This is a genomic window from Streptomyces sp. NPDC030143 (assembly GCF_055573695.1).
On sequence record NZ_JBVIAY010000007.1, the window covers coordinates 199079 to 220763 of the forward strand.

The following is a 21685-nucleotide window of genomic DNA, read 5'->3' on the forward strand; positions in this document are numbered from 1 at the left end:
CCGGTTGGGCTGCCTGCCCACGACGGTAGAGGGGGGTGACGCGGCGCGTCCATGCGTGCACGCGACTATGCGCGTTGTCGTATGAACCTCGGGCCCCGAGTGGCCCGGTGGCAGGTGCGTTCTCCTGCATGGACAGCGGTGTCGGAGCTGAGGCGCGGTCATGCTTGCCTTGAGCGGACTCGAAGGCGTTGGCTGGGGTCTCATGGAGTACACGCAGCTCGGACGCACCGGACTCAAGGTCAGCCGACTGGTCCTCGGCACCATGAACTTCGGTCCCCAAACGGACGAAGTCACCAGCCACGCGATCATGGACGCGGCGCTCGATGCGGGGCTGAATCTCGTAGACACGGCGAATGTGTATGGGTGGGGCGAGAACAAGGGCCGTACCGAAAGCATCATCGGCAACTGGTTCGCGAAGGGCGGGCGTCGCGACAAGGTCGTCCTCGCCACCAAGGTGTACGGCAACATGGGCACGGACGGCGAGGCGTGGCCGAACCACGACAAGCTGTCGGCCGTGAACATCCGGCGGGCCGTAGACGGCTCGCTCAAGCGGCTCCAGACCGACTACATCGACGTCTACCAGTTCCACCACATCGACCGGAACACTCCGTTCGAGGAGATCTGGCAGGCCATCGACGTCCTGGTCCAGCAGGGCAAGATCCTGTACGTGGGGTCCAGCAACTTCCCCGGGTACAAGATCGCCCAGGCCAACGAGACAGCCGCCCGGCGTGGGGGCGCGATCGGGCTCGTCAGCGAGCAGTGCCTGTACAACCTCTGCGAGCGGCGCGCCGAGATGGAGGTCATCCCGGCGGCGCAGGACTACGGGCTCGGCGTCATCCCCTGGTCGCCGCTGCACGGCGGGCTGCTCGGCGGGGTCATCAAGAAGCAGGTCGAGGGCGGACGCCGAGCCTCCGGCCGTGCCGCCGACGCGCTCAACGACAGCGCGCTGCGGGACAAGGTCCAGGCGTACGAGGACCTGCTCGACAAGTACGGCCTGGAGCCCGGCGAGGTTGCCCTGGCCTGGCTGCTCACTCGCCCGGGCGTGACCGGCCCGATCGTCGGCCCGCGCACCGCCGAACAACTCGACTCCGCGCTGCGGGCGGTCGAACTGGAGCTGCCGGAGGAGCTTCTGGCGGCTCTCGACAAGATCTTCCCTGGTCCGGGGCCCTCTCCGGAGGCATTCGCCTGGTGATCGACCGGGCCGCCGTGCCCAAGGCGGCCGCCGCTCCTCCGCAGGGGCGGCGGTCACTGCACGCTCACGACTGAGGAAATGCCCGCTTCGCCGTGTCGAAGAAGTTGATGACCGCGTCCAGTGCCGCGTCCGTGATCGCGTGACTGTCGGCTTCGTCTGTCTGCGGGCCGGAGTTCATGGTCCCGAGGACCAGTCGGCCGACCTTGAGTCCGGTGCGTCCGAGCTGCGTGTACTTCATGGTCGCCAAGCCGGCGTCTTGGAGTCCACCCAAGGCAAGTGGCCTGGTCCCCCAGGCCGCCCCGGGGCGGGGAGGCCGGCGCGAGCCGTCGCCCGCGACGGCCTCCCCGCCAGGGCTCAGCCGGTCGCTGCCGGTGTCGCGGCGGTGAGGGCGGCGGCCAGGTCGGAGGCGGTGCGGCCCGCCATCTGCTCCTCCAGCGTGGGCGCGCCGGGCTCGTCCTCCATGGCGCGGAAGCCGGCCGGGGAGACGGTCTCGCCCTCGTTCTCGCCCTTGCCGATCACCCCGCCGTCGAAGGGCAGCTTCGACCCCTCACCGAGGCCCTTCCAGTCCGGTGGGAGCGGAGTGCCGTCGGGGCCCTCGGTCTGCCACCAGACGGCCTCGATGTAGGAGTGGCCGACCTGCATCGTCGGACGGTCCTCATAGACGACCGGCAGGCGTTCGCCGCCTTCGTGGACGGTCCAGCCGTCGGCGTGCCGCACGAGGGTGGAGTTCACCGCGGGCGCCTGCCGCGCGGCCTGGGGGTCGGACCAGATGATCCGGTCGACGCGGACGGTCAGTTCACGGCCGATGAACCCCTCACCGGCCTGCTGTTCCTCCTCGCTCATCGGGAGTTCCTTCTCCGAGAGCACGGTGTAGGCGATGACGTGGTCGGCCTTCGCGGTCCAGTCGCCGGCGGTCTCCGAGGCGGCGATGTCGTCGGCCTCGATGGGGCTGGTCCGGGTGCCGGACGCGGCGGAGTCGTCGTCGGTGCTCAGGGTGACGCCCCAGGCGAGGCCCGCGGCGACGGTGAACGCGGCGATGCCGCCGATGATGCTTCTCTTGTCGGGCATCCCGGCTCCTAGTAGACGTCGTTGATGTGTTCGCGGTTGTTCGACCCGAGGCCCTCGGTGCCGTCGTCGGACGGGGTGACCAGGCAGCCCAGGCGCTGGTCCTTGTTGTTGAGGGCCGGGCTGGCGTCCTCGCCGTGCAGCAGGCCCACGGCGTGTCCGGTCTCGTGGCAGATGCGCTTCTTGGTGAGGTAGCCGTTCTCTATGCGGATGTACGTCTGGTCGCAGGTGTAGGTGCCCTCGTTGGGGTCGTCGCACCAGGCGCGGCCGACGATCTCGTCGTTGCCCTTCGCCACCTTCCCCACCTGGTAGATGAAGTCGGTCTCCGAGCCACCGCTGTAGGTGGGGGTGCCGTCCCACTTCAGGACGAGGTCGGTGGGCGCGAAGTGCGCGTCGATGACGCCGTCCACGCGGGTCTTCTGCGCGGCGCTGAGCGTGCCCTGCCGGTACATGCCCACGTCCCGGTTGTCGGTCCGGCAGGGCGTCCGGCCGCTGCCGGCCCCCGGCCCGCCCTTGTGGCAGAAGTCGCGGATCCCGGTGGGCGCCATGTTGTCCGTGACGGCGGACCACGCCAGCGGGCTGGCGAGGCCGGCGACGGCCGCTGCGGCGATGACGGTGACCATGCCTCTACGACGCCGCCGGGGCGTCGTTCGTTCGGTTTCCGGTGTGCCTGGCCTGCGCATGCGGTCTCCCCTGTCTCGTCGCACGGATCGCGCAGCGAGGAGAGGACGGCCGGATGACGACGGCACGTCAGATGAGCGCTCCCCCCGGACGCGTTCAACCCGGGCGGGTGTGCGGTGGTCAGTCCGCACCGGCCCGGAGGTCGGTCACTCTAGGCACACCTGCATCACCGGCATCAGGGGCCGCAGCACGGATGGCGGGAAAGAGCCAGGGGCGCGGAACCGGTGGCCGTGCCCTCGAAGCGCCACGTGGCATCGGCGGTGCGGCCGGGAAACGGAAGGATGAACAGGGTGCGACTCGGCTGGAAACGTTCGCACCCGCGTTCCCGCCGCACCGACGCTGGGGGCGAGGGCGCCGGCGCGGGCTCAGGCCTGCTCGTAGGGGCCGCCGAGGCCCCACCACTCGTACATCGCCTCCGCGAAGGCGGCGGCCAGCTTGTGCTCTCCGTCGGCGTTCGGATGGGTGCCGTCGTAGGTGTCGGCGCGGATGTCGTACGCGGCCGGGATCGCGGCGAGGAGGAGCGGGGAGGCCGGCTCGTCGAGGTCGGCGACCGTCTTCGCCAGGAGTTCGTTGAAGCGGGTGACCTGCGCGGCGAAGTCCTCGTCGTCGCTCGCGCGGACGTTGGGGATCACCGGCAGCAGCACTGTCCGCACCCGCGGCCGGGCCGCCCGCGCCTCGGCGACGAAGGCCCGCACGTTCTCGGCCGTCTGCTCGGCGTTCGTGTAGAAGCCCAGGTCGATCAGGCCCAGGGAGACCAGCAGAACGTCCGCGCGGCTCTCCCGCACCGCCTCGCCGATCAGCGGGACCATGTGCAGCCAGCCCTCGCCCCAGCCGGCCAGGTGGCGGCGGGGGAAGTCGGGGTCGGCGTACGCGTACGACGTGGGCGCGTCGGCCGTCTTGTCGTGCAGCGTCTCGCGGGGGCCGACGAGGGTGAAGGGGCCGCCGTACGTCGCGCACAGATGGCGCCACATGCGGTAGCGCCACGTGTGCTCGCCCGCGCTGCCGATCGTCATCGAGTCGCCGACGGGCATGATCCTGAGCATCCGCTCATCATGCGGGATCGGCGGGGCACGTGGGGTGTGAGGCCCGCCACGACCCTCGGGAACGCCGGGCGGGGTGGCAGGCTTGGGGCATGCGCCGACCGTTCGCCCTCCTTGCCGGGGCCCTGCTCGTGGCCGCCCTCGCGGCGCCCGCCTCCGCCGCCGACGGCGACCGGAGCTTCACGATCGCGGACCCCCGCATCACCGAGTCCAGCGGCCTGGCCGCCTCGCGGCAGCACCCCGGCGTCTACTGGACGCACAACGACCAGGACAGCGGCGCCTACCTCTACGCCGTCGACAGCGGCACGGGAAGGACCGTCGCGACGATCACCCTGGCCGGTGTGGGCACCCCCCGTGACGTGGAGGCGATCGCCATCGGCCCGGACAACCAGATCTGGGTCGGCGACATCGGCGACAACGACGGCGTCGTCTGGGACCACGTGTGGATCTACCGGCTGCCCGAGCCGGCCACGCTGAAGGACCAGACGGTCCGCGCCACCCAGTACGTCGTGAAGTACTCGGACGGGCCGCGCGACGCCGAGTCGCTCGTCGTCCACCCGAAGACCGGGCGCGTCTACATCATCGACAAGCAGGAGGACGGCGGTCACCTCTACGCGGGGCCGGAGCGGCTCTCGGCGTCCGGCGCGAACGTCTACCGGCCCGTCGCTCCCATCGACCTGTGGGCCACTGATGCCGCCCTCTCCCCGGACGGCGCGCGCCTCGCCGTGCGCGGCTACTTCGGCGGCATCCTCTACGACTGGAACGACGGCAGCCCGCGGCGGCTGGAGCGGCTCGACGTGCCGTTGCAGCGGCAGGGCGAGTCCGTCAGCTACTCGCCCGACGGCTCGAAACTGATGTACGGCACCGAGGGTGTCGACAGCCCGGTCCGGGCGGAGGACGCCCCCGGTGCGTCGGGGAGCCCGAAGGCCCCCTCGGGCGGCGGCAGTTCGGCCGCCTCCGACCCGGGCGGCGAGGAGGGCCTGAGCGGAGACGTCAAGACGGGCGCCCTCGCCCTGGCGGTGGCCTGCGCAGCCCTCTTCGGCCTCCGCCGCCTGTTCCGGCGGGGCTGAGCCGGGGGCGGGTCGGGGACCGAGTCAGGGGTGAGCCGGGGGCTGAGTCAGCGGTGAGCCCTGGGCGGGTTCGGGGGCTGAGCCCTGGGTGGGATCGGGGCTGAGCCCTGGGCGGGTTTCGGGGCTGAGCCCTGGGCGGGGATCGAGGGCCGGCCCGGGGGTGAGACCGGGAGGCGGCGTCCGGGCGCTGGGCCGGGTGTGAAGCCCGGGTCGGTTCGGGGGCTGAGCCCTGGGTGGGATCGGGGCTGAGCCCTGGGTGGGGATCGAGGGCCGGCCCGGGGGTGAGACCGGGAGGCGGCGTCCGGGCGCTGGGCCGGGTGTGAAGCCCGGGTCGGTTCGGGGGCTGAACCCTGGGTGGGATCGGGGTTGAGCCCTGGGTGGGGTCGGCACCGAGGCGGAAGTGAGCCCTGGACGCGTCCGGGGGCAGGGCCGGGAAGGCCCTCGGGTCAGGCCCCTACCCGTCCCGGCCCGCCCCGCGTTCGTCCACCAGCCTCTCCAGGCCGTCCAGGATGCGGTGGAGGCCGAAGGCGAAGTGGTCGAAGTCGGCGCTGAAGGTGTCCTCCGACAGGGACGCCATGGCCGGGTAGCGGCCGGAGGCCATGAGTTCCTCCAGCATGGGTGACTGGGCCGCCCAGAACTGGGCGTCCGTCATCCCCGACTTCCGTTCCGCCTCCGCCAGGTAGACCTGGCTCCGCACGGCCCCGATGACGTAGTTGTCGACCAGGAGGATCACCGACAGCAGCTCCGGGTCGGACAGGCCCATCGGCTTGACGCGGGTGAGGATCTGCTCCATCCCCTCGACCGCGCTCGGGCCGAGGACCGGGCGGCTCTGGTTGACGCCGAGCAGCCACGGGTGGCGGCGGTAGAGGGCGAGCGTGGCGTACGCCATGGCCGTCAGGGCGGAGCGCCAGCCGCCCCCGCCGAGGTCGGCCGGGTGCTCGGAGGGGCGCTGGACCCGGTCCAGCATGAGGTGGAGCAGCTCGTCCTTGCCGGGGACGTACCGGTACAGCGACATCGCGCCGGTGCCCAGCTCGTTGGCGATCCGGCGCATCGAGACCGCGTCGAGCCCCTCCCGGTCGGCGACCGTGACGGCCGTCTCCACGATCCGCTCCAGCGTCAGCCCCGGCTTCGGCCCCCGGCTGGGGCGCCTGCCGGTGTCCCACAGCAGTTCGAGGGTCCTGGCGATGTCGCCGCTGCCGCTGGTCTCCGTGCCGCTCATGAGGGCAGTTTAGTTCCGCTCCGGGAAATCGAGTACGGCGTACGCTTAATCGGGTACGCTGTACTCAGTTACCGGGGAGACGTACTCACTCATCGGAAGGGGGACCCATGACCGACGACGGACTCGCGGTCCGGGCCGAGGGACTGCACAAGCGCTACGGCGAGAAGAGCGCGCTCGACGGCTTCGACCTGAGCGTCCGCCAGGGCACCGTGCACGGCCTGCTCGGGCCGAACGGCGCCGGCAAGACCACCGCCGTCCGCATCCTGTCCACGCTGATCCGGATGGACGGCGGGCGGGCGAGCGTGGACGGCCTCGACGTGGCCCGGCAGCCGCGCGCGGTACGGGCCCGCATCGGCCTCACCGGGCAGTACGCCGCCGTGGACGAGGTGCTCACCGGGCGGCAGAACCTCGAGATGTTCGGCCGGCTGTTCCACCTGGGCGGGAAGCGGGCGCGGCTGCGGGCCGCCGAACTGCTGGAACAGTTCGACCTGACCGATGCCGCCGACCGGGGCGTGGGCAAGTACAGCGGCGGCATGCGGCGCCGCCTCGACCTCGCGGCGTCGATGATCCTCGCCCCGGCCGTCCTCTTCCTCGACGAGCCGACGACCGGGCTCGACCCGCGGAGCCGGGGTGAGGTCTGGGAGTCCGTCCGGGCCCTGGTGGCGAGCGGCACGACCGTCCTGCTGACCACCCAGTACCTGGAGGAGGCCGACCGGCTGGCCTCCCGGATCACCGTCATCGACCAGGGCCGCGCCATCGCCGACGACACCCCGGACGGCCTGAAGGACCGTGTCGGCGGCGACCGCGTCGAGGTCGTGGTCACGGAGCGGGCGGACATCCCGCAGGTGGTGAAGGTCGTCGCCCGCGTCGCGGACGGCGAACCCGAGGCGGACGAGGACGAACTGCGGGTGCACGCACCCGTGACCGACCGGGTGGCCGCGCTCACCGAGGTGGCCCGCACCCTCCAGGACGAGGGCGTGTCCGTCGAGGACATCGGACTGCGCAGGCCGAGCCTCGACGACGTCTTCCTGCGGCTGACCGGACACCGGACCGACCGAGCGGAGAAAGCGGCATGACCACCACCGTCGACCTGACGCCGTCGAGTGCGCACGACACGGCACGCGGCCGGGCCCTGTGGGCGCTCGCCGACTGCTGGAACATCGTCCGCCGCGGCCTCACCCACTACCAGCGCCAGCCCGTCAACATCGCCTGGCAGCTGGGCTTCCCGATCCTCTCCGTCCTGCTCTACGGCTATGTCTTCGGCAGTGCCATGCAGGTGCCCGGCGGCGGGGACTACAAGGACTTCCTGATGCCGGGCATGTTCGTGATGACCATGGCGTTCGGCTTCATCAACACCGCCACGCTGGTCGTCCACGACTCCACCAAGGGCGTCATCGACCGGTTCCGTTCCATGCCGATGGCCTCCTCCGCGGTGGTCGCCGGACGCGGGATCACCGATCTGCTCGCGGCCTGCGCGGAGTTGGCGATCATGATGCTGACCGCGTTCGCCATGGGCTGGCGCCCGGACGCGGGCTGGGGCTTCCTCGGTGCCTTCGGACTGCTGCTGTGGCTGCGGTTCGCGCTGATCTGGATCGGCGTGTGGCTGGGCCTGCTGGTGCCCAACCCCGAGGCGGCCGGCGGTCTGTTCGCGGTGGCGTTCCCGCTGACGATGATCTCCAGCATCTTCGTCGCGCCCCAGCTCATGCCCGACTGGCTCGGCGTCGTCGCCGCCTGGAACCCGATCTCCTCCACGGCCGCCGCCACCCGCGAGCTGTTCGGGAACCCGGTCGGCGGCGACTCCTGGGTCGAGCAGCACGCGCTGCTGATGGCGGGCCTGTGGCCGGTCGTGCTGACGGTGGTCTTCCTGCCGCTCGCGGTCCGCAGGTTCCAGAGGCTGAGCCGCTGAAGCGCGCTGATCCCGCCGAGATCCTTGACGTGGTCATGAAGTGACAGTTTCCTGGGAGGTGCGGGGTGGTGGGAGCGCTCCCACTCGTTCCGGGCCCGCACCTCCCGAGAGGAAGCAGCAACATGTTCCGCAGCTTGCGCAGAGCCCTGTGTGCTGCCGCCGCGGCGCTCCTGATCCCGCTGGCCGGCGCGCACTCCACCCAGGCCGCGCCCGCCGCCGCGCCCGGAGCGGGCTACTGGCACACCAGCGGCCGGCAGATCCTGGACGCGGCCGGACAGCCGGTCCGGGTCGCCGGCATCAACTGGTTCGGCTTCGAGACCTCCAACCGCGTCGTCCACGGACTGTGGGCCCGTGACTACAAGAGCATGATCGACCAGATGAGGTCGCTGGGCTTCAACACCCTCCGCATGCCGTACAGCGACGACATCCTCAAGCCCGGCGCGATGCCGGACAGCATCAACTTCTCCGACGGCAAGAACGCCGACCTGGCCGGACTGACCTCGCTCCAGGTGCTCGACCGGATCGTCGGGTACGCCGGTCGGTCCGGCCTGAAGGTGATCCTGGACCGGCACCGCCCGGACGCGGCCGGCCAGTCCGCGCTCTGGTACACCTCGGCGGTGCCGGAGTCCACGTGGATCGCCAACCTCAAGGCGCTCGCGGGCCGTTACGCCGGCAACCCCACGGTCGTGGGCATCGACCTGCACAACGAGCCGCACGACCCGGCCTGCTGGGGCTGCGGCGACACGGCGAGGGACTGGCGCCTGGCCGCCGAGCGGGCCGGCAACGCGGTCCTCTCCGTCAACCCCGACCTGCTGGTCTTCGTCGAGGGAGTGCAGAGCTTCAACGGCGTCTCCGGCTGGTGGGGCGGCAACCTGATGGGCGTCGCCCAGTACCCCGTGCGCCTCGCCGTCGCCGACCGGCTCGTCTACTCCGCCCACGACTACGCGACGAGCGTGGCCCAGCAGAGCTGGTTCAACGACCCGTCGTTCCCGGCCAACATGCCCGGCATCTGGGACAGGTACTGGGGCTACATCTTCAAGCAGAACATCGCTCCGGTGTGGGTGGGCGAGTTCGGCACCACGCTCCAGTCGACCGTGGACCAGCGCTGGCTGGCGGCCCTGGTGGACTACCTCCGTCCGACGTCGACGTACGGCGGCGACTCCTTCCACTGGACGTTCTGGTCGTGGAACCCCAACTCCGGTGACACGGGCGGCATCCTGAAGGACGACTGGTCGACCGTTGACACGGTGAAGAACGGTTACCTCGCGAGCATCAAGGCGCCGGGCTTCGAGCCGGGCGGCGGCGGTCCCAGCGGTCCCGGCGGCGGAACGGCCGCCTGCGCCGCCGCCTACACCGTCAGCAGTGACTGGGGCGGCGGCTTCAACGCAGAGGTGAAGGTCACCAACACCGGTACGGCCGCGCTCTCCTCCTGGAAGGTCACCTGGACCTGGAGCGCATCCCAGCGGGTGACGAGCATGTGGAACGCGTCGTACACCCAGACCGGCACGACGGTGACGGCGACGAACGCCGCCCACAACGGGTCGCTGGCCGCCGGGGCGTCCACGAGCTTCGGGTTCAGCGGAGCGCCGGGGGGCGGGGGTGCGCTGAGCATGAGCTGTTCGGCCGCGTGAGGTGAGCTGTTCGGCTGCGCGCTGTTCGGAGCGTGAGCTCTGCGGTTGCGTGAACTGCTCGGTTGCGTGAACTGCCCGGTGGCGTGAGCTACGCGGTTGCGTGAGCTGCTCGGTTGCGTGAGCTGCTCGGCTGCGTGACGGAGGGGCGCCCGGTGGGAGCCAGGCGCCCCTGTTCGTGCGGGGTTCCCTGCGCGTGCGGGCGCCCCCGCGCGTGCGAGCGCCCCCGCGCGTGCGAGCGACCCTGTGCGTGCGGGCGTCAGCCGCGCGTGCGGCGGCGGTGGTAGTGCGCGGTCACCGCGCCCAGCAGCGGTCCCCAGGCGACCAGGGGCAGGTAGCAGGCGATGAGGAGCCAGTTGCCCCACGGCGTGATGTCCATCTGCCCGTGCAGGGTCGTCCACACGAGCAGCACCCCGTACACCGTGCAGGCGAGCGCGCCGAACGCCGCCGGCACGACCGCCGCCGCCACCGGGACCGGCCGGCCGCCGAGGCCCGGGATCCACCGCGGCCACACCTCGCCCCACGGCCGCACCAGCCCGAGCGTCAGCCAGGCCAGGCCCTCCTGGGCCAGCGAGAGCAGGGGCAGCAACAGCACTCCCCAGCCGGGCACCAGCATCGCGTCGTACTCGGCCCGACCGAGGCCCAGCGGAACGCCGAGCACCACGGCCAGACGCCATGCCGCCGACGGTAACGACAGCCAGACGACCACCGTCGCGGCCCGCCGGGCCCAGGCCGGCACACCGGGAACCGTCCGGCCCCGGCCGGTGACCGGTGCGGGTGAGGGGGCGCCGCCGACGGGGACGGTGGAGGTGATGGGCACGGACATGCGACACGCTCCTGGGGAGGGGACGTCGCGCGGACGGGCGCTACCCTTCGGCGCCTCGCGACACGTCCATGCTTCCGCGGGCCGCCGCCCTCGCCGTCCAGCCGTGGCATGAACACGGTCAACCGGAATGCGTAAGTGCCGGTGCCCCGCTGTCAGCCCGCAGACGTAGACCCGTGCACTCCGGTCGGCCCGCGCCGACCGGCCCGTCGACGGAGAAGAACCGACCGGGCCGGGGGACGGAAAGGGGCGCCCGGTGGTGGCCACCGGGCGCCCCTCCGAGGCGGTGCGGATGTGATCAGAGCTTCTCGATCACGTGGTCCACGCACTTCGTCAGGGCCTCGACGTCCGCCGGGTCGATCGCCGGGAACATGGCGATGCGCAGCTGGTTGCGGCCGAGCTTGCGGTAGGGCTCGGTGTCGACGATGCCGTTGGCGCGCAGCACCTTGGCGACGGCGGCCGCGTCGACCTCGTCGGTGAAGTCGATCGTGCCGATGACCTGCGAGCGCTTGGCCGGGTCGGTGACGAAGGGGCTGGCGTACTTGCTGTCCTCGGCCCAGCCGTACAGCGTGCGCGCGGAGGTCGCGGTGCGGCGCACCGACCAGTCCAGGCCGCCCTGCCCGTTGATCCACTCCAGCTGCTGGTCGAGCAGGAAGAGCGTCGCGAGCGCGGGCGTGTTGTACGTCTGGTTCTTGCGGGAGTTGTCGATCGCCGTGGGGAGGCTGAAGAACTCCGGGACGTGGCGGCCGGAGGCGTGGACGCGCTCCGCGCGCTCGATCGCCGCGGGCGAGAAGACGCCGATCCACAGGCCGCCGTCGGAGGCGAAGGACTTCTGCGGGGCGAAGTAGTAGACGTCCGTCTCGGCGATGTCGACGGGCAGGCCGCCGGCGCCGGAGGTGGCGTCCACGAGGACCAGCGCGCCCTCGTCGGCCCCCGCGACCCGACGGATCGGGGCCGCGACACCGGTCGAGGTCTCGTTGTGGGTGAAGGCGTAGACGTCGACGCCCTCCTCGGCCTCGGGGTCGGGGTGCGTGCCCGGGTCGGAGGAGATGACGGTGGGCTCGGCGAGCCACGGGGCGAGCTTGGCGGCCTTGGCGAACTTGGAGGAGAACTCGCCGAAGCTCAGGTGCTGCGACCTGTTCTCGATCAGGCCGTGGGTCGCGACGTCCCAGAACGCGGTCGAGCCGCCGTTGCCGAGGACGACCTCGTAGCCGTCCGGGAGCTGGAACAGCTGGGCGATGCCCTCGCGCACCCGGCCGACCAGGTTCTTGACCGGGGCCTGGCGGTGGGAGGTGCCGAGGAGGGACGTGCCGGTGGCGGCCAGGGCGTCCAGCGCCTCCACCCGCACCTTGGAGGGGCCCGCGCCGAATCGACCGTCGGCGGGCTTGATGTCAGCAGGAATCCGGATCTCAGCCACGAGGCGCAGGCTATCCCGAGGGGGAAACGGGGCGGAAACATGTCCGTTCGATGAGACGAGATCTCCACCTCCTGGACCTGTGCGGATCCACGCCCCGACGCGGGCGACCGTCACTGTCCGTGACGGGGTGCATCCTGGACGCATGACAGATCTCGAGGGGGAACTGCGCGGGGCCGTCCGGGGTGACGTGGAGTTCGGTGTCATGGCCCGGGCGCTGGTGACCATGGACGCGTCCAACTACCGGAGGGTCCCGCTGGGCGTCGTCGCGCCGCGGGACGCCGAGGACGTGGCGGCGGTGCTGGAGGTCTGCCGGACACGGGGAGTACCGGTGGTCCCGCGCGGAGGGGGCACGTCGATCGCCGGACAGGCCACGGGCACGGGCGTGGTGCTGGACTTCACCCGCCATATGAACCGGCTGGTCGCCCTGGATCCGCGGGCCCGGACCGCCGTCGTGCAGCCGGGGCTCGTGCTCGACCGGCTCCAGGAGGCGGCCGCCCCGCACGGCCTGCGGTTCGGGCCCGATCCCTCCACCCACAGCCGCTGCACACTCGGCGGCATGATCGGCAACAACTCCTGCGGCGCGCACTCGGTGGCCTGGGGCACGACCGCCGACAGCGTGCGGGAGCTGTCCGTGGTCACCGCGCGCGGACGGCGCCTGCGGCCGGCGCGGGAGTGGTCCGGCGCGCCGGAAGGGCTGCGGGCCCTCGTCGAGGGCGAGTTGGCGCGGCTGCGCACCGGCTTCCCCGACCTGCCCCGCCGTATCTCCGGATACGCGCTGGACGCGCTGCTGCCCGAGAACGGCGCGGACGTGGCCCGCTCCTTCTGCGGCTCCGAGGGCACGCTCGGCGTGCTGACGGAAGCGGTCGTCGACCTCGTCGAGGCACCCCCCGCGCGGGCGCTCGCGGTTCTCGGGTACGCCGACGAGAGTGCCGCCGCCGAGGCCGCGGCCGGCCTGTCGCCCCGGCGGTCCCCCCGCCGGGGCGCAGCCGGCAGCGGGGGAGGGCCGCTGACCGTCGAGGGGATGGCGGCCGACCTGGTGCCGTCGCCGACGGGACTGCTGCCGCGCGGCGGTGCCTGGCTGTTCGTGGAGACGGGCGGGGAATCGGAGGCGCAGGCACGCGCGCGTGCGGAGGCGATCGTGCGGGCGGCGGACGTCGTCGACGCGGCCGTGGTGACCGACCCCGCCGGGCAGCGCGCCCTGTGGCGCGTCCGTGAGGACGCGAGCGGCACGGCGACGCGCATGCCGGACGGCTCGGAGGCCTGGCCCGGCTGGGAGGACTGCGCGGTTCCGCCCGCCCGGCTCGGCGCCTACCTGCGGGACTTCCGCGCTCTGCTGTCCGCGCACGGCCTGCGCGGCACGCCGTACGGGCACTTCGGGGACGGCTGCGTGCACGTGCGCATCGACTTCGACCTGCTCACGGCCCCAGGCGTCGCCCGTTTCCGCCGCTTCTCGGAGGAAATGGCCGACCTGGTGGTGGCGCACGGCGGCTCGCTGTCCGGCGAACACGGCGACGGACAGGCCCGCGCCGAGCTGCTGCCGCGCATGTACGGCGATGAGACGGTGCGCCTGTTCGAGCGGGCGAAGGCGCTCTGGGACCCCGACGACCTGCTCAACCCCGGCATGCTGGTCCGCCCCGCGCCCCTCGACCGCGATCTGCGCTTCACGGTCCTGCCCCGCGAGCCCGTCGACGTGGCGTTCGGCTACCCGGGCGACGGCGGCGACTTCTCCGCCGCCGTCCGCCGCTGCGTCGGCGTCGCCGCCTGCCGCACGACGGCGGTGGGGCCCGCGGTGATGTGCCCGTCGTTCCGGGCGACGGGCCGCGAGGAGCACTCCACCCGCGGGCGGGCCCGCCTGCTGCACGAGATGCTGGCCGGCGAACTGGTCACCGACGGCTGGCGGTCGGAGGAGGTGCGCGAGGCCCTGGACCTGTGCCTGTCCTGCAAGGGCTGCCGCTCCGACTGCCCCGTCGAGGTCGACATGGCCACCTACAAGGCGGAGTTCCTGCACCACCACTACGCGGGCCGCCGCCGCCCGGCCGCCCACTACGCCATGGGCCGGCTGCCGCAGTGGCTGCGCTGGGCCCGCCGCACCCGCGCGGCCGTCGTGGTCAACGCGCTCGTCTCGGCCGGGCCGCTCGCCGCGGCCGCCAAGCGGCTCGGCGGGATCGCGCCGCAGCGGCGGATCCCGCGGCTCGCGCGGGAGACGTTCAGCGGCTGGTGGCACCGGCGCCGGCCGCGCCCGGGGGAGGCGGGCGACCTCGTCGTCCTGTGGCCCGACACCTTCACCGAGCACCTCGCGCCGTCCGTCGGCCGGGCAGCCGTACGGGTGCTGGAGGCGGCCGGGCTGCGGGTGGTGCTGCCGCCGACCCTGCGGCTGCGGGGCCGGCCGGTCGGGGACGGCCGTTCCCGGGCCGCGGCCCGCCTGCTGACGGCCCGCCGCGACCGGGTCTGCTGCGGGCTGACCTACGTCTCCACCGGCCAGCTCGACCACGCGCGCGCGGTGCTGCGCCGCACCCTCGACCTGATGGAGCCGGTGCTGGAGGCGGACGCCCCGGTCGTCGTCCTGGAGCCGAGCTGCGCCGCCGCCCTTCGCTCCGACCTGCCCGAGCTGCTGCACGACGACCCGCGCGCGGCCCGGCTCGCCGCCCGTGTCCTCACCTTCGCCGAAACCCTGGAGCGGCACGCCCCCGGCTGGAGACCGCCCCGCCTGGACCGCCCGGCGGCCGGTCAGACCCACTGCCACCAGCACGCGGTCCTCGGCGACGCGGCTGAACGCCGGCTGCGCGACGCCGCGGGCCTGACCGGAGAGCTGAGCGGCGGCTGCTGCGGTCTCGCGGGCGACTTCGGGTTCACGAAGGGGCACTTCGAGGTGTCCGTGGCGTGCGCGGAGGAACGGCTGCTGCCGGCGGTACGGGAGGCCCCGGCCGACGCGGTGGTCCTGGCGGACGGCTTCTCCTGCCGGACCCAGCTGGAGCACCTGGCGGGCGTGCGGGCCCGACATCTCGCGGAGGTGCTGGCAGCGGAACTGGAGGAAGAGGAGAGGTGACGTGACGGGTCGGTCCCGGGGCGGCCGGGAGGGACCTGCGGCCGGTTCCGGGGTGGTCGAACGGTGACCCGCAGTCGGTTCCGGTGCGGCCGGGAGTGACCGGTTCCGGGGTTGTCGAACGGTGACTCGCAGTCGGTTCCGGTGCGGCCGGGAGTGACCGGTTCCGGGGTGGTCGGGAGTGACCGGGGTCGGCTCGGGGCGGCCGAAGAGTGACGCGGAGACCGGCTTCCGCGCGGCGGTCGGGAGTGACCCGGGGTCGGCTCGGGGCGGCCGAAGAGTGGACGCGGAGGCGGCTCCCGCGCGGCGGCCGGGAGTGACCCGGGGTCGGAGGCGGACGGGTGTCCGTCCGGCATGCGAGACGGTACGAGGTCAGTGGCGTCATCCCTTCACACACCTGTCTCAGGTCACTACTCTGGACTCGGTAGTGCATCGTGATGAACGCATGATGAGACACATCCCTCTGATTCGAACCCCAGGACGGCCCGTGAGCACCCCCGACACCGCCACCTCCGCCCGGCCGGCCGCGACAGGCACGACGGCCCGGCGCGGCCCGGGGCGCCGGGCCGCGCTCGGGCCCGTCGGGCTGGTCCTCGCCGGCGGGATCTCGGTCCAGTTCGGCGGCGCCCTCGCGGTGACGCTGATGCCCCGCGCCGGCGCGCTCGGCGTGGTCTCGCTCCGGCTGCTGGTGGCGGCCGTCGTGCTCCTCGCCGTCTGCCGGCCCCGTCTGCGCGGTCACTCCCGCTCCGACTGGGGCACGGTCGTCGTCTTCGGCGTCACCATGGCCGGGATGAACGGCCTCTTCTACCAGGCCGTCGACCGCATCCCCCTCGGTGCCGCGGTCACCCTGGAGGTCCTCGGTCCCCTGGCCCTGTCCGTCCTCGCCTCGCGCCGGGCGGTCAACCTGGTCTGGGCGGCGCTGGCCCTCGCCGGCGTCTTCCTGCTGGGTGGCGGGGGCTTCGGCGGCCTCGACCCGGTGGGTGTCGCCTTCGCCCTGGGCGCCGGCGCGATGTGGGCGGCGTACATCGTCTTCAGCGCGCGCACCGGGCGCCGTTTCCCGCAGGCCGACGGGCTCGCGCTGGCGATGGCGGTGGGTGCCCTGCTGTTCCTCCCGCTGGGCGTCGTCGAGTCGGGCGCGAAGCTCGCCGACCCGGTGACCCTCGGTCTCGGTGCGGCGGTCGCGCTGCTCTCCTCCGTCCTGCCGTACACCCTCGAACTCCTCGCGCTGCGCCGCCTGCCCGCCTCCACCTTCGCGATCATGATGAGCCTGGAACCGGCCCTCGCGGCGACGGCCGGCTTCCTCGTCCTCGGGCAGTCCCTCTCCGCCTCGGAGGCCGCCGCGATCGCCCTGGTCGTCGCGGCGAGCATGGGGGCGGTGCGGACACAGGCGGGGCGGCGCAGTGCGCAGCCGCTGGACGGATGAGCCGCAGACTCCGGGAGGCAGGGTCGCGACGAAGCTCGACGAGGGTTCGGGACACGGCCGGCGCGCCGGGCCGACAGCCGGTGGCACCGTGCGGCCACGGGCCGAGCCCTGGTCCCGCATCAAGGAGTTCCCGCCCGGCACGTTCCCGGAAAGCCTCGTCGGCTTCCTGACGGACCTCGCCCGACTCGCCGCCCCGGCCCGCACCGACGGTCACCGCCTGTACTGCGTCATCGCGGTATGACGCCCCGCCCCCTCACCCGTGCCCGCTCGGCCGCTGACGCCCGCTCGGCCGCGCAGCCGTCGTCGCCCCCCTCGCGGCCGCTCAGCCGCTGACCACCCCGTCGCCCGCCAGCACCTCGGCGAGCCGCGCTCCCGGATCACCGGTGACGCGATGCGCGGAACGTCCGGCCGGCCAGGTCGAGATTCCGTCGTCCTTCCACCGGGGAACGACGTGGAAGTGGAGGTGGGGCACCGACTGTTCCGAGTGCGGGCCGCTGGCGTTGAGGATGTTCACGCCCGAAGCGTCCAAGGCGGTCCGCAGGGCCCCCGCCACGCGCTGCACCAGTGCCGTCGTCGCGGCGAGAACGTCCGCGGGGGTCTCGAAGACGTCCGCGTAGTGGAGTGCGGGCACCACCAGGGTGTGGCCCGGCGCCAGCGGGTTCAGCGGAGTGAAGGCGCGGGCCGCGCAGGTGCGGGCGATCCAGCGCGCGGTGTCGTCACGGATGAGCCGGCAGAAGACGCAGTCCATGCGCGCCGACCCTGCCACACGAGGCGGGACGCGTGCCAATCGGTTCCCCGCCCCCGCGCCCGGCGGCCCCTCTCCCGCCCGAGCGGCCCCAAGTCCGCCGGAGCCGCCTCGACTCGTGCCCGAGCGGCCAGAGCCGCCACTCCCGAGCGGCCAGAGCCGTCCCCTCGCGGCGAGCGGCCAGAGCCGTCGCCTCGCTCCGGGCGGCCACCGGCCTCAGCGGCTCAGCGGTCTCAACGGTCTCAAGAAATAATGCAAGCATGCTTGCTTGTTTCTCTGGTCCCTGCCAGGCTCCTCCTCGCACCGCCCCGCACACCGCCGTGCCCCCGAGGGGAGCGCCACCGTGTCCGACCCGACCCCCGTCCTCGACGATCTGCGCGACGAGAGCGAGGAGCTCGACCGGCTGGTCGCCGGGGCGAGTCCCGAACAGTGGGCGCTCGCGACCCCCGCCCCCGGCTGGACCGTCGCCCACCAGATCGCGCACCTCGCCTGGACCGACCGTTCCGCGCTGCTCGCCGTCACCGACGAGGACGCCTTCCGCGTGCTGGTGGAGCACGCGCTCGCCGCCCCCGGCACCTTCGTCGACCAGGGTGCGCAGGAGGGCGCCCATCTGCCGCCCGCCGACCTGCTCTCGCGCTGGCGGCAGGGGCGCGCCGCTCTCGACGAAGCGCTCCGCAAGGCCCCTCCGGGCGCCCGTTTCCCCTGGTACGGCCCCCCGATGGCGGCAGCCTCCCTCGCCACCGCGCGCCTCATGGAGACATGGGCCCACGGCCTGGACGTCGCCGACGCCCTCGGCGCCACCCGCGCCCCCACCGACCGCCTCCGCCACATCGCCCGGCTCGGCGTCCGCACCCGTGACTTCGCCTTCGGCGTGCACGGCCTCCCCGCCCCCACCGATCCCGTACGCGTCGACCTGCGCCTCCCCTCCGGCGAGGCGTGGGCCCACGGTCCCGAGGACGCCCCCCAGCGCGTCACCGGCACCGCTCTCGACTTCTGCCTGCTGGTCACCCAGCGCGCCCACCGCGCCGACCTGGCCCTGCGCGCCGAGGGCCCCGACGCCGAGCGCTGGCTCGACCTCGCCCAGGCCTTCGCGGGCCCTCCCGGCAGCGGCCGTGCGCCCCGGGGGGCGGCCGGGTGACCCTGCGCATCGGGAACTTCTCCGGCTTCTACGGCGACCGCTTCGACGCCCTGCGCGAGATGCTCACCGGCGGCGAACTCGACGTCCTCACCGGCGACTACCTCGCCGAACTGACCATGCTGATCCTGGGCCGGGACCGTCTCAAGGACCCCTCCGCCGGATACGCCCGCACCTTCCTGCGCCAGCTGGAGGAGTGCCTGGGCCTCGCGCACGACCGGCGGGTGCGGATCGTCACCAACGCCGGCGGGCTCAACCCCGCCGGACTCGCCGACGCCGTGCGCGAGCTGGCCGACCGGCTGGGCGTCCCCGTACGGGTCGCGCACGTCGAGGGCGACGACCTCACCGCCGCGCACCCCGGCAGCCTCACCGCCCACGCCTACCTCGGCGGCTTCGGCATCGCCGCCTGTCTGCGGGAGGGCGCCGACATCGTGGTCACCGGACGGGTGACCGACGCCGCCCTCGTCACCGGGCCCGCCGCCGCCCACTTCGGCTGGGGGCCCACCGAGTACGACCGGCTGGCCGGGGCCGTCGTCGCCGGGCACGTCCTGGAGTGCGGCGCCCAGGCCACGGGCGGCAACTACGCCTTCTTCCGCGAGGGCGACGTCCGCCGCCCCGGATTCCCGCTCGCCGAACTCCACGCCGACGGCAGCAGCGTCATCACCAAGCACCCGGGGACGGGCGGCTTCGTCGACGTCGGCACGGTCACCGCCCAGCTCCTCTACGAAACCGGCGGCACCCGGTACGCGGGACCGGACGTCACCGCCCGCCTGGACACCGTACGGCTCACCCGGGACGGCCCGGACCGGGTGCGGATCGACGGTGTGCGCGGGGAGGCGCCGCCCCCGACGCTGAAGGTCGGCCGCACCCGCCTCGGAGGGTTCCGCAACGAGGTCGTCTTCGTGCTCACGGGGCTCGACATCGAGGCGAAGGCCGCGCTGGTGCGCGAGCAGCTGGCGGACGCGTTCGCCGCGTCGCCCCCGGCCGACGTGCGGTGGGAACTGGTCCGCACCGACCGGCCCGACGCCGACACCGAGGAGCGGGCGAGCGCCCTGCTGCGGCTCGTCGTACGGGATCCGGAAGAGGCAGCGGTGGGGCGGGCGTGGAGCGGGGCCGCCGTGGAACTGGCGCTGGCGAGCTACCCCGGCTTCCACGTCCTCGCCCCACCCGGGAAGGGCTCCCCCTACGGGGTGTACGAGGCCGGGTACGTCCCTCAGGAGGCGGTGGAGCACCTGGCCGTGCTCGACGACGGGCGCCGGGTGACGGTACCGCCGCCACCCGGGGAAACCCTCGTACGCGACGACCGGTCACCCGTCCTCGTCCACTCCCCGGCGCCGGAGGTTCCGCTTCCCGAGCCCCTGCCCGCCGGGCCGGTACGGCGTGCGCCGCTGGGGCTCGTCGCCGGCGCCCGCAGCGGCGACAAGGGGGGCGACGCCAACGTGGGGGTGTGGGCGCGGTCGGACGCGGCCTGGCGGTGGCTCGCTCACGAGTTGACCGTCGAGCGGTTGCGGGAGCTGATCCCGGAGAGCCGCGACCTGCGGGTCACCCGGCACGCCCTCCCCGGCCTGCGCGCCCTGAACTTCGTCGTCGAGGGACTCCTCGGCGCCGGTGTCGCCTCGCGGCACCGCTTCGACCCGCAGGCCAAGGCGCTCGGCGAATGGCTGCGCTCCCGTCACCTGGACATCCCGGAGGACCTGCTGTGACCGTCCTGTCGTCGGCGGTGGACGCGAAGAGCCCCGACCACCGAGCCCACCGCGAGGCCATGCTCGCCAAGCTGGACCAGGTGGCCGCCGAGCACGCCAAGGCCCTCGCGGGCGGCGGCGAGAAGTACGTCGAACGGCACCGCCGGCGCGGCAAGCTCCTCGCCCGCGAACGCGTCGAACTGCTCCTCGACCCCGACACGCCGTTCCTGGAACTGTCCCCGCTGGCCGCCTGGGGCAGCGATCACGCGGTCGGCGCCTCGCTCGTCACCGGCATCGGGGTGGTCGAGGGCGTGGAATGCCTGATCACCGCCAACGACCCGACCGTGCGCGGCGGGGCCAGCAACCCGTGGAGCCTGAGGAAGGCCCTGCGCGCCAACGACATCGCGCTCGCCAACCGGCTGCCCTGCGTCAGCCTCGTCGAGTCGGGCGGCGCCGACCTGCCCTCGCAGAAGGAGATCTTCATCCCCGGCGGCGCGATCTTCCGGGACCTCACCCGGCTGTCCGCCGCCGGCATCCCCACTGTCGCCGTCGTCTTCGGCAACTCCACCGCGGGCGGTGCGTACGTCCCCGGCATGTCCGACCACGTGATCATGGTCAAGGAGCGGGCGAAGGTGTTCCTCGGCGGGCCGCCGCTGGTGAAGATGGCCACCGGCGAGGAGAGCGACGACGAGTCGCTGGGCGGCGCGGAGATGCACGCGCGCGTGTCGGGTCTCGCCGACCACTTCGCCGTCGACGAGCACGACGCCCTGCGGCAGGCGCGCCGCGTGGTCGCCCGCCTCAACCACCGCAAGGCGTACGAGGACCCGGGCCCCGCCGCACCGCCCCGGTACGACCCGGAGGAACTCCTCGGGATCGTCCCCGGCGACCTCAAGGTGCCCTTCGACCCGCGCGAGGTCATCGCCCGGATCGTCGACGCCTCCGACTTCGACGAGTTCAAACCGCTGTACGGGACCAGCCTGGTGACGGGCTGGGCCGCCCTGCACGGCTACCCGGTCGGGATCCTGGCCAACGCCCAGGGGGTCCTCTTCAGCGCGGAGTCCCAAAAGGCGGCCCAGTTCATCCAGCTCGCCAACCAGCGGAACATCCCGCTGCTGTTCCTGCACAACACCACCGGCTACATGGTCGGCAAGGAGTACGAGCAGGGCGGCATCATCAAGCACGGCGCGATGATGATCAACGCCGTCTCCAACTCACGCGTGCCGCACCTCTCCGTGCTCATGGGCGCCTCCTACGGCGCCGGCCACTACGGCATGTGCGGCCGCGCCTACGACCCCCGCTTCCTCTTCGCCTGGCCCAGCGCCAAGTCCGCCGTCATGGGCCCGCAACAGCTCGCCGGCGTCCTGTCGATCGTCGCCCGCCAGTCGGCGACCGCGAAGGGACGGCCCTACGACGAGGAGGCGGACGCCGCCCTGCGCGCGATGGTCGAGCAGCAGATCGAGTCGGAGTCGCTGCCGATGTTCCTGTCCGGGCGGTTGTACGACGACGGCGTCATCGACCCGCGCGACACCCGCACCGTCCTCGGCCTGTGCCTGTCGGCCGTCCACACCGCCCCCTACGAGGGCGCGCGGGGCGGCTTCGGCGTCTTCCGGATGTGA

Annotated in this window: 18 protein-coding genes and 1 pseudogene; 11 read left to right on the top strand and 8 right to left on the bottom strand. The window is 73.1% G+C overall.

Translation table 11 applies throughout. From position 1 onward, the window contains the following. Nucleotides 1–202 precede the first annotated feature (202 nt). The gene (locus ACZ4YY_RS15250) at nucleotides 203–1192 is read left to right on the top strand and encodes an aldo/keto reductase (RefSeq protein ID WP_468289099.1); all 990 of its coding nucleotides are present in this window, start codon (nucleotides 203–205) and stop codon (nucleotides 1190–1192) included. 88 nt (nucleotides 1193–1280) lie between these two features. Here ACZ4YY_RS15250 and ACZ4YY_RS15255 read toward each other — a convergent pair. The 4 genes and pseudogenes from ACZ4YY_RS15255 to ACZ4YY_RS15270 form a co-directional block, all read right to left on the bottom strand. Then, nucleotides 1281–1463: pseudogene (locus ACZ4YY_RS15255) on the bottom strand (aldo/keto reductase); the annotation flags it as partial. Between the two features lie 83 nt (nucleotides 1464–1546). Then, nucleotides 1547–2260 (bottom strand): hypothetical protein, encoded by a 714-nt coding sequence (locus ACZ4YY_RS15260; protein WP_468289102.1) that lies wholly within the window; start codon nucleotides 2258–2260, stop codon nucleotides 1547–1549. A gap of 8 nt (nucleotides 2261–2268) precedes the next feature. Further along, nucleotides 2269–2880 (bottom strand): hypothetical protein, encoded by a 612-nt coding sequence (locus tag ACZ4YY_RS15265; RefSeq protein WP_468289105.1) that lies wholly within the window; start codon nucleotides 2878–2880, stop codon nucleotides 2269–2271. A 423-nt stretch (nucleotides 2881–3303) separates the two neighbouring features. After that, nucleotides 3304–3981 carry an SGNH/GDSL hydrolase family protein gene (locus ACZ4YY_RS15270; protein ID WP_468289107.1) on the bottom strand — a complete coding sequence of 226 codons (678 nt, stop codon included), beginning with the start codon at nucleotides 3979–3981 and terminating at the stop codon, nucleotides 3304–3306. Between the two features lie 89 nt (nucleotides 3982–4070). On the opposite strand from ACZ4YY_RS15270, the gene ACZ4YY_RS15275 reads away from it, so the two are divergent. Next, the gene (locus ACZ4YY_RS15275; protein WP_468289110.1) at nucleotides 4071–5048 is read left to right on the top strand and encodes a WD40 repeat domain-containing protein; all 978 of its coding nucleotides are present in this window, start codon (nucleotides 4071–4073) and stop codon (nucleotides 5046–5048) included. Between the two features lie 454 nt (nucleotides 5049–5502). Here the strand turns inward: ACZ4YY_RS15275 and ACZ4YY_RS15280 are convergent, their stop codons facing one another. Beyond that, nucleotides 5503–6267, bottom strand: coding sequence for a TetR/AcrR family transcriptional regulator (locus tag ACZ4YY_RS15280; protein ID WP_468289113.1), 765 nt, complete (start codon nucleotides 6265–6267; stop codon nucleotides 5503–5505). 107 nt (nucleotides 6268–6374) lie between these two features. Here ACZ4YY_RS15280 and ACZ4YY_RS15285 point away from each other — a divergent pair, with 107 nt between their 5' ends. The 3 genes from ACZ4YY_RS15285 to ACZ4YY_RS15295 all read left to right on the top strand — a co-directional run bounded on the left by ACZ4YY_RS15285 (nucleotide 6375) and on the right by ACZ4YY_RS15295 (nucleotide 9804). Next, entirely contained in the window at nucleotides 6375–7343 is a 969-nt protein-coding gene (locus tag ACZ4YY_RS15285) for an ATP-binding cassette domain-containing protein (protein WP_468289116.1), read from the top strand. Continuing rightward, nucleotides 7340–8173 (top strand): ABC transporter permease, encoded by an 834-nt coding sequence (locus ACZ4YY_RS15290; protein WP_468289119.1) that lies wholly within the window; start codon nucleotides 7340–7342, stop codon nucleotides 8171–8173. The genes ACZ4YY_RS15285 and ACZ4YY_RS15290 overlap by 4 nt, the downstream gene beginning before the upstream one ends. 122 nt (nucleotides 8174–8295) lie before the next feature. Continuing rightward, on the top strand, nucleotides 8296–9804 hold the full coding sequence (locus ACZ4YY_RS15295) for a cellulase family glycosylhydrolase (RefSeq protein WP_468289122.1): 1509 nt from the start codon (nucleotides 8296–8298) through the stop codon (nucleotides 9802–9804). A 256-nt stretch (nucleotides 9805–10060) separates the two neighbouring features. Here the strand turns inward: ACZ4YY_RS15295 and ACZ4YY_RS15300 are convergent, their stop codons facing one another. Further along, on the bottom strand, nucleotides 10061–10627 hold the full coding sequence (locus tag ACZ4YY_RS15300; protein WP_468289125.1) for a hypothetical protein: 567 nt from the start codon (nucleotides 10625–10627) through the stop codon (nucleotides 10061–10063). Between the two features lie 295 nt (nucleotides 10628–10922). Continuing rightward, nucleotides 10923–12041, bottom strand: a complete 1119-nt coding sequence (serC, locus tag ACZ4YY_RS15305; protein WP_468289128.1) for a phosphoserine transaminase — start codon at nucleotides 12039–12041, stop codon at nucleotides 10923–10925. 142 nt (nucleotides 12042–12183) lie between these two features. Here serC and ACZ4YY_RS15310 point away from each other — a divergent pair, with 142 nt between their 5' ends. From ACZ4YY_RS15310 to ACZ4YY_RS15320, 3 genes are all read left to right on the top strand, one after another. After that, entirely contained in the window at nucleotides 12184–15087 is a 2904-nt protein-coding gene (locus ACZ4YY_RS15310; RefSeq protein ID WP_468289131.1) for an FAD-binding and (Fe-S)-binding domain-containing protein, read from the top strand. Nucleotides 15088–15532: 445 nt separating this feature from the next. Continuing rightward, on the top strand, nucleotides 15533–16507 hold the full coding sequence (locus tag ACZ4YY_RS15315) for an EamA family transporter (RefSeq protein ID WP_468289134.1): 975 nt from the start codon (nucleotides 15533–15535) through the stop codon (nucleotides 16505–16507). 88 nt (nucleotides 16508–16595) lie between these two features. After that, entirely contained in the window at nucleotides 16596–16748 is a 153-nt protein-coding gene (locus ACZ4YY_RS15320) for a hypothetical protein (protein ID WP_468289136.1), read from the top strand. A gap of 81 nt (nucleotides 16749–16829) precedes the next feature. On the opposite strand, the gene ACZ4YY_RS15325 is transcribed toward ACZ4YY_RS15320, so the two are convergent. Next, the gene (locus tag ACZ4YY_RS15325; protein ID WP_468289139.1) at nucleotides 16830–17255 is read right to left on the bottom strand and encodes an HIT family protein; all 426 of its coding nucleotides are present in this window, start codon (nucleotides 17253–17255) and stop codon (nucleotides 16830–16832) included. A gap of 340 nt (nucleotides 17256–17595) precedes the next feature. Between ACZ4YY_RS15325 and ACZ4YY_RS15330 the strand changes: the two genes are divergently transcribed. Genes ACZ4YY_RS15330 through ACZ4YY_RS15340 form a run of 3 tightly spaced genes read left to right on the top strand, consistent with a single transcriptional unit; the run spans nucleotide 17596 to nucleotide 21685 of the window. Further along, on the top strand, nucleotides 17596–18390 hold the full coding sequence (locus ACZ4YY_RS15330; protein ID WP_468289142.1) for a TIGR03084 family metal-binding protein: 795 nt from the start codon (nucleotides 17596–17598) through the stop codon (nucleotides 18388–18390). Continuing rightward, nucleotides 18387–20090, top strand: coding sequence for an acyclic terpene utilization AtuA family protein (locus ACZ4YY_RS15335; RefSeq protein WP_468289145.1), 1704 nt, complete (start codon nucleotides 18387–18389; stop codon nucleotides 20088–20090). Before ACZ4YY_RS15330 ends, ACZ4YY_RS15335 begins: the two co-directional genes overlap by 4 nt. Continuing rightward, complete coding sequence (locus ACZ4YY_RS15340) at nucleotides 20087–21685, top strand: acyl-CoA carboxylase subunit beta (protein WP_468289147.1); 1599 nt, start codon at nucleotides 20087–20089, stop codon at nucleotides 21683–21685. The genes ACZ4YY_RS15335 and ACZ4YY_RS15340 overlap by 4 nt, the downstream gene beginning before the upstream one ends.

Coding starts and splice junctions, on each gene's coding strand:
- ACZ4YY_RS15250 (WP_468289099.1), top strand. CDS start 203: ATGGAGTACACGCAGCTCGGACGCACCGGACTCAAGGTCAGCCGACTG.
- ACZ4YY_RS15260 (WP_468289102.1), bottom strand. CDS start 2,260: ATGCCCGACAAGAGAAGCATCATCGGCGGCATCGCCGCGTTCACCGTC.
- ACZ4YY_RS15265 (WP_468289105.1), bottom strand. CDS start 2,880: ATGGTCACCGTCATCGCCGCAGCGGCCGTCGCCGGCCTCGCCAGCCCG.
- ACZ4YY_RS15270 (WP_468289107.1), bottom strand. CDS start 3,981: ATGCTCAGGATCATGCCCGTCGGCGACTCGATGACGATCGGCAGCGCG.
- ACZ4YY_RS15275 (WP_468289110.1), top strand. CDS start 4,071: ATGCGCCGACCGTTCGCCCTCCTTGCCGGGGCCCTGCTCGTGGCCGCC.
- ACZ4YY_RS15280 (WP_468289113.1), bottom strand. CDS start 6,267: ATGAGCGGCACGGAGACCAGCGGCAGCGGCGACATCGCCAGGACCCTC.
- ACZ4YY_RS15285 (WP_468289116.1), top strand. CDS start 6,375: ATGACCGACGACGGACTCGCGGTCCGGGCCGAGGGACTGCACAAGCGC.
- ACZ4YY_RS15290 (WP_468289119.1), top strand. CDS start 7,340: ATGACCACCACCGTCGACCTGACGCCGTCGAGTGCGCACGACACGGCA.
- ACZ4YY_RS15295 (WP_468289122.1), top strand. CDS start 8,296: ATGTTCCGCAGCTTGCGCAGAGCCCTGTGTGCTGCCGCCGCGGCGCTC.
- ACZ4YY_RS15300 (WP_468289125.1), bottom strand. CDS start 10,627: ATGTCCGTGCCCATCACCTCCACCGTCCCCGTCGGCGGCGCCCCCTCA.
- ACZ4YY_RS15310 (WP_468289131.1), top strand. CDS start 12,184: ATGACAGATCTCGAGGGGGAACTGCGCGGGGCCGTCCGGGGTGACGTG.
- ACZ4YY_RS15315 (WP_468289134.1), top strand. CDS start 15,533: ATGAGACACATCCCTCTGATTCGAACCCCAGGACGGCCCGTGAGCACC.
- ACZ4YY_RS15325 (WP_468289139.1), bottom strand. CDS start 17,255: ATGGACTGCGTCTTCTGCCGGCTCATCCGTGACGACACCGCGCGCTGG.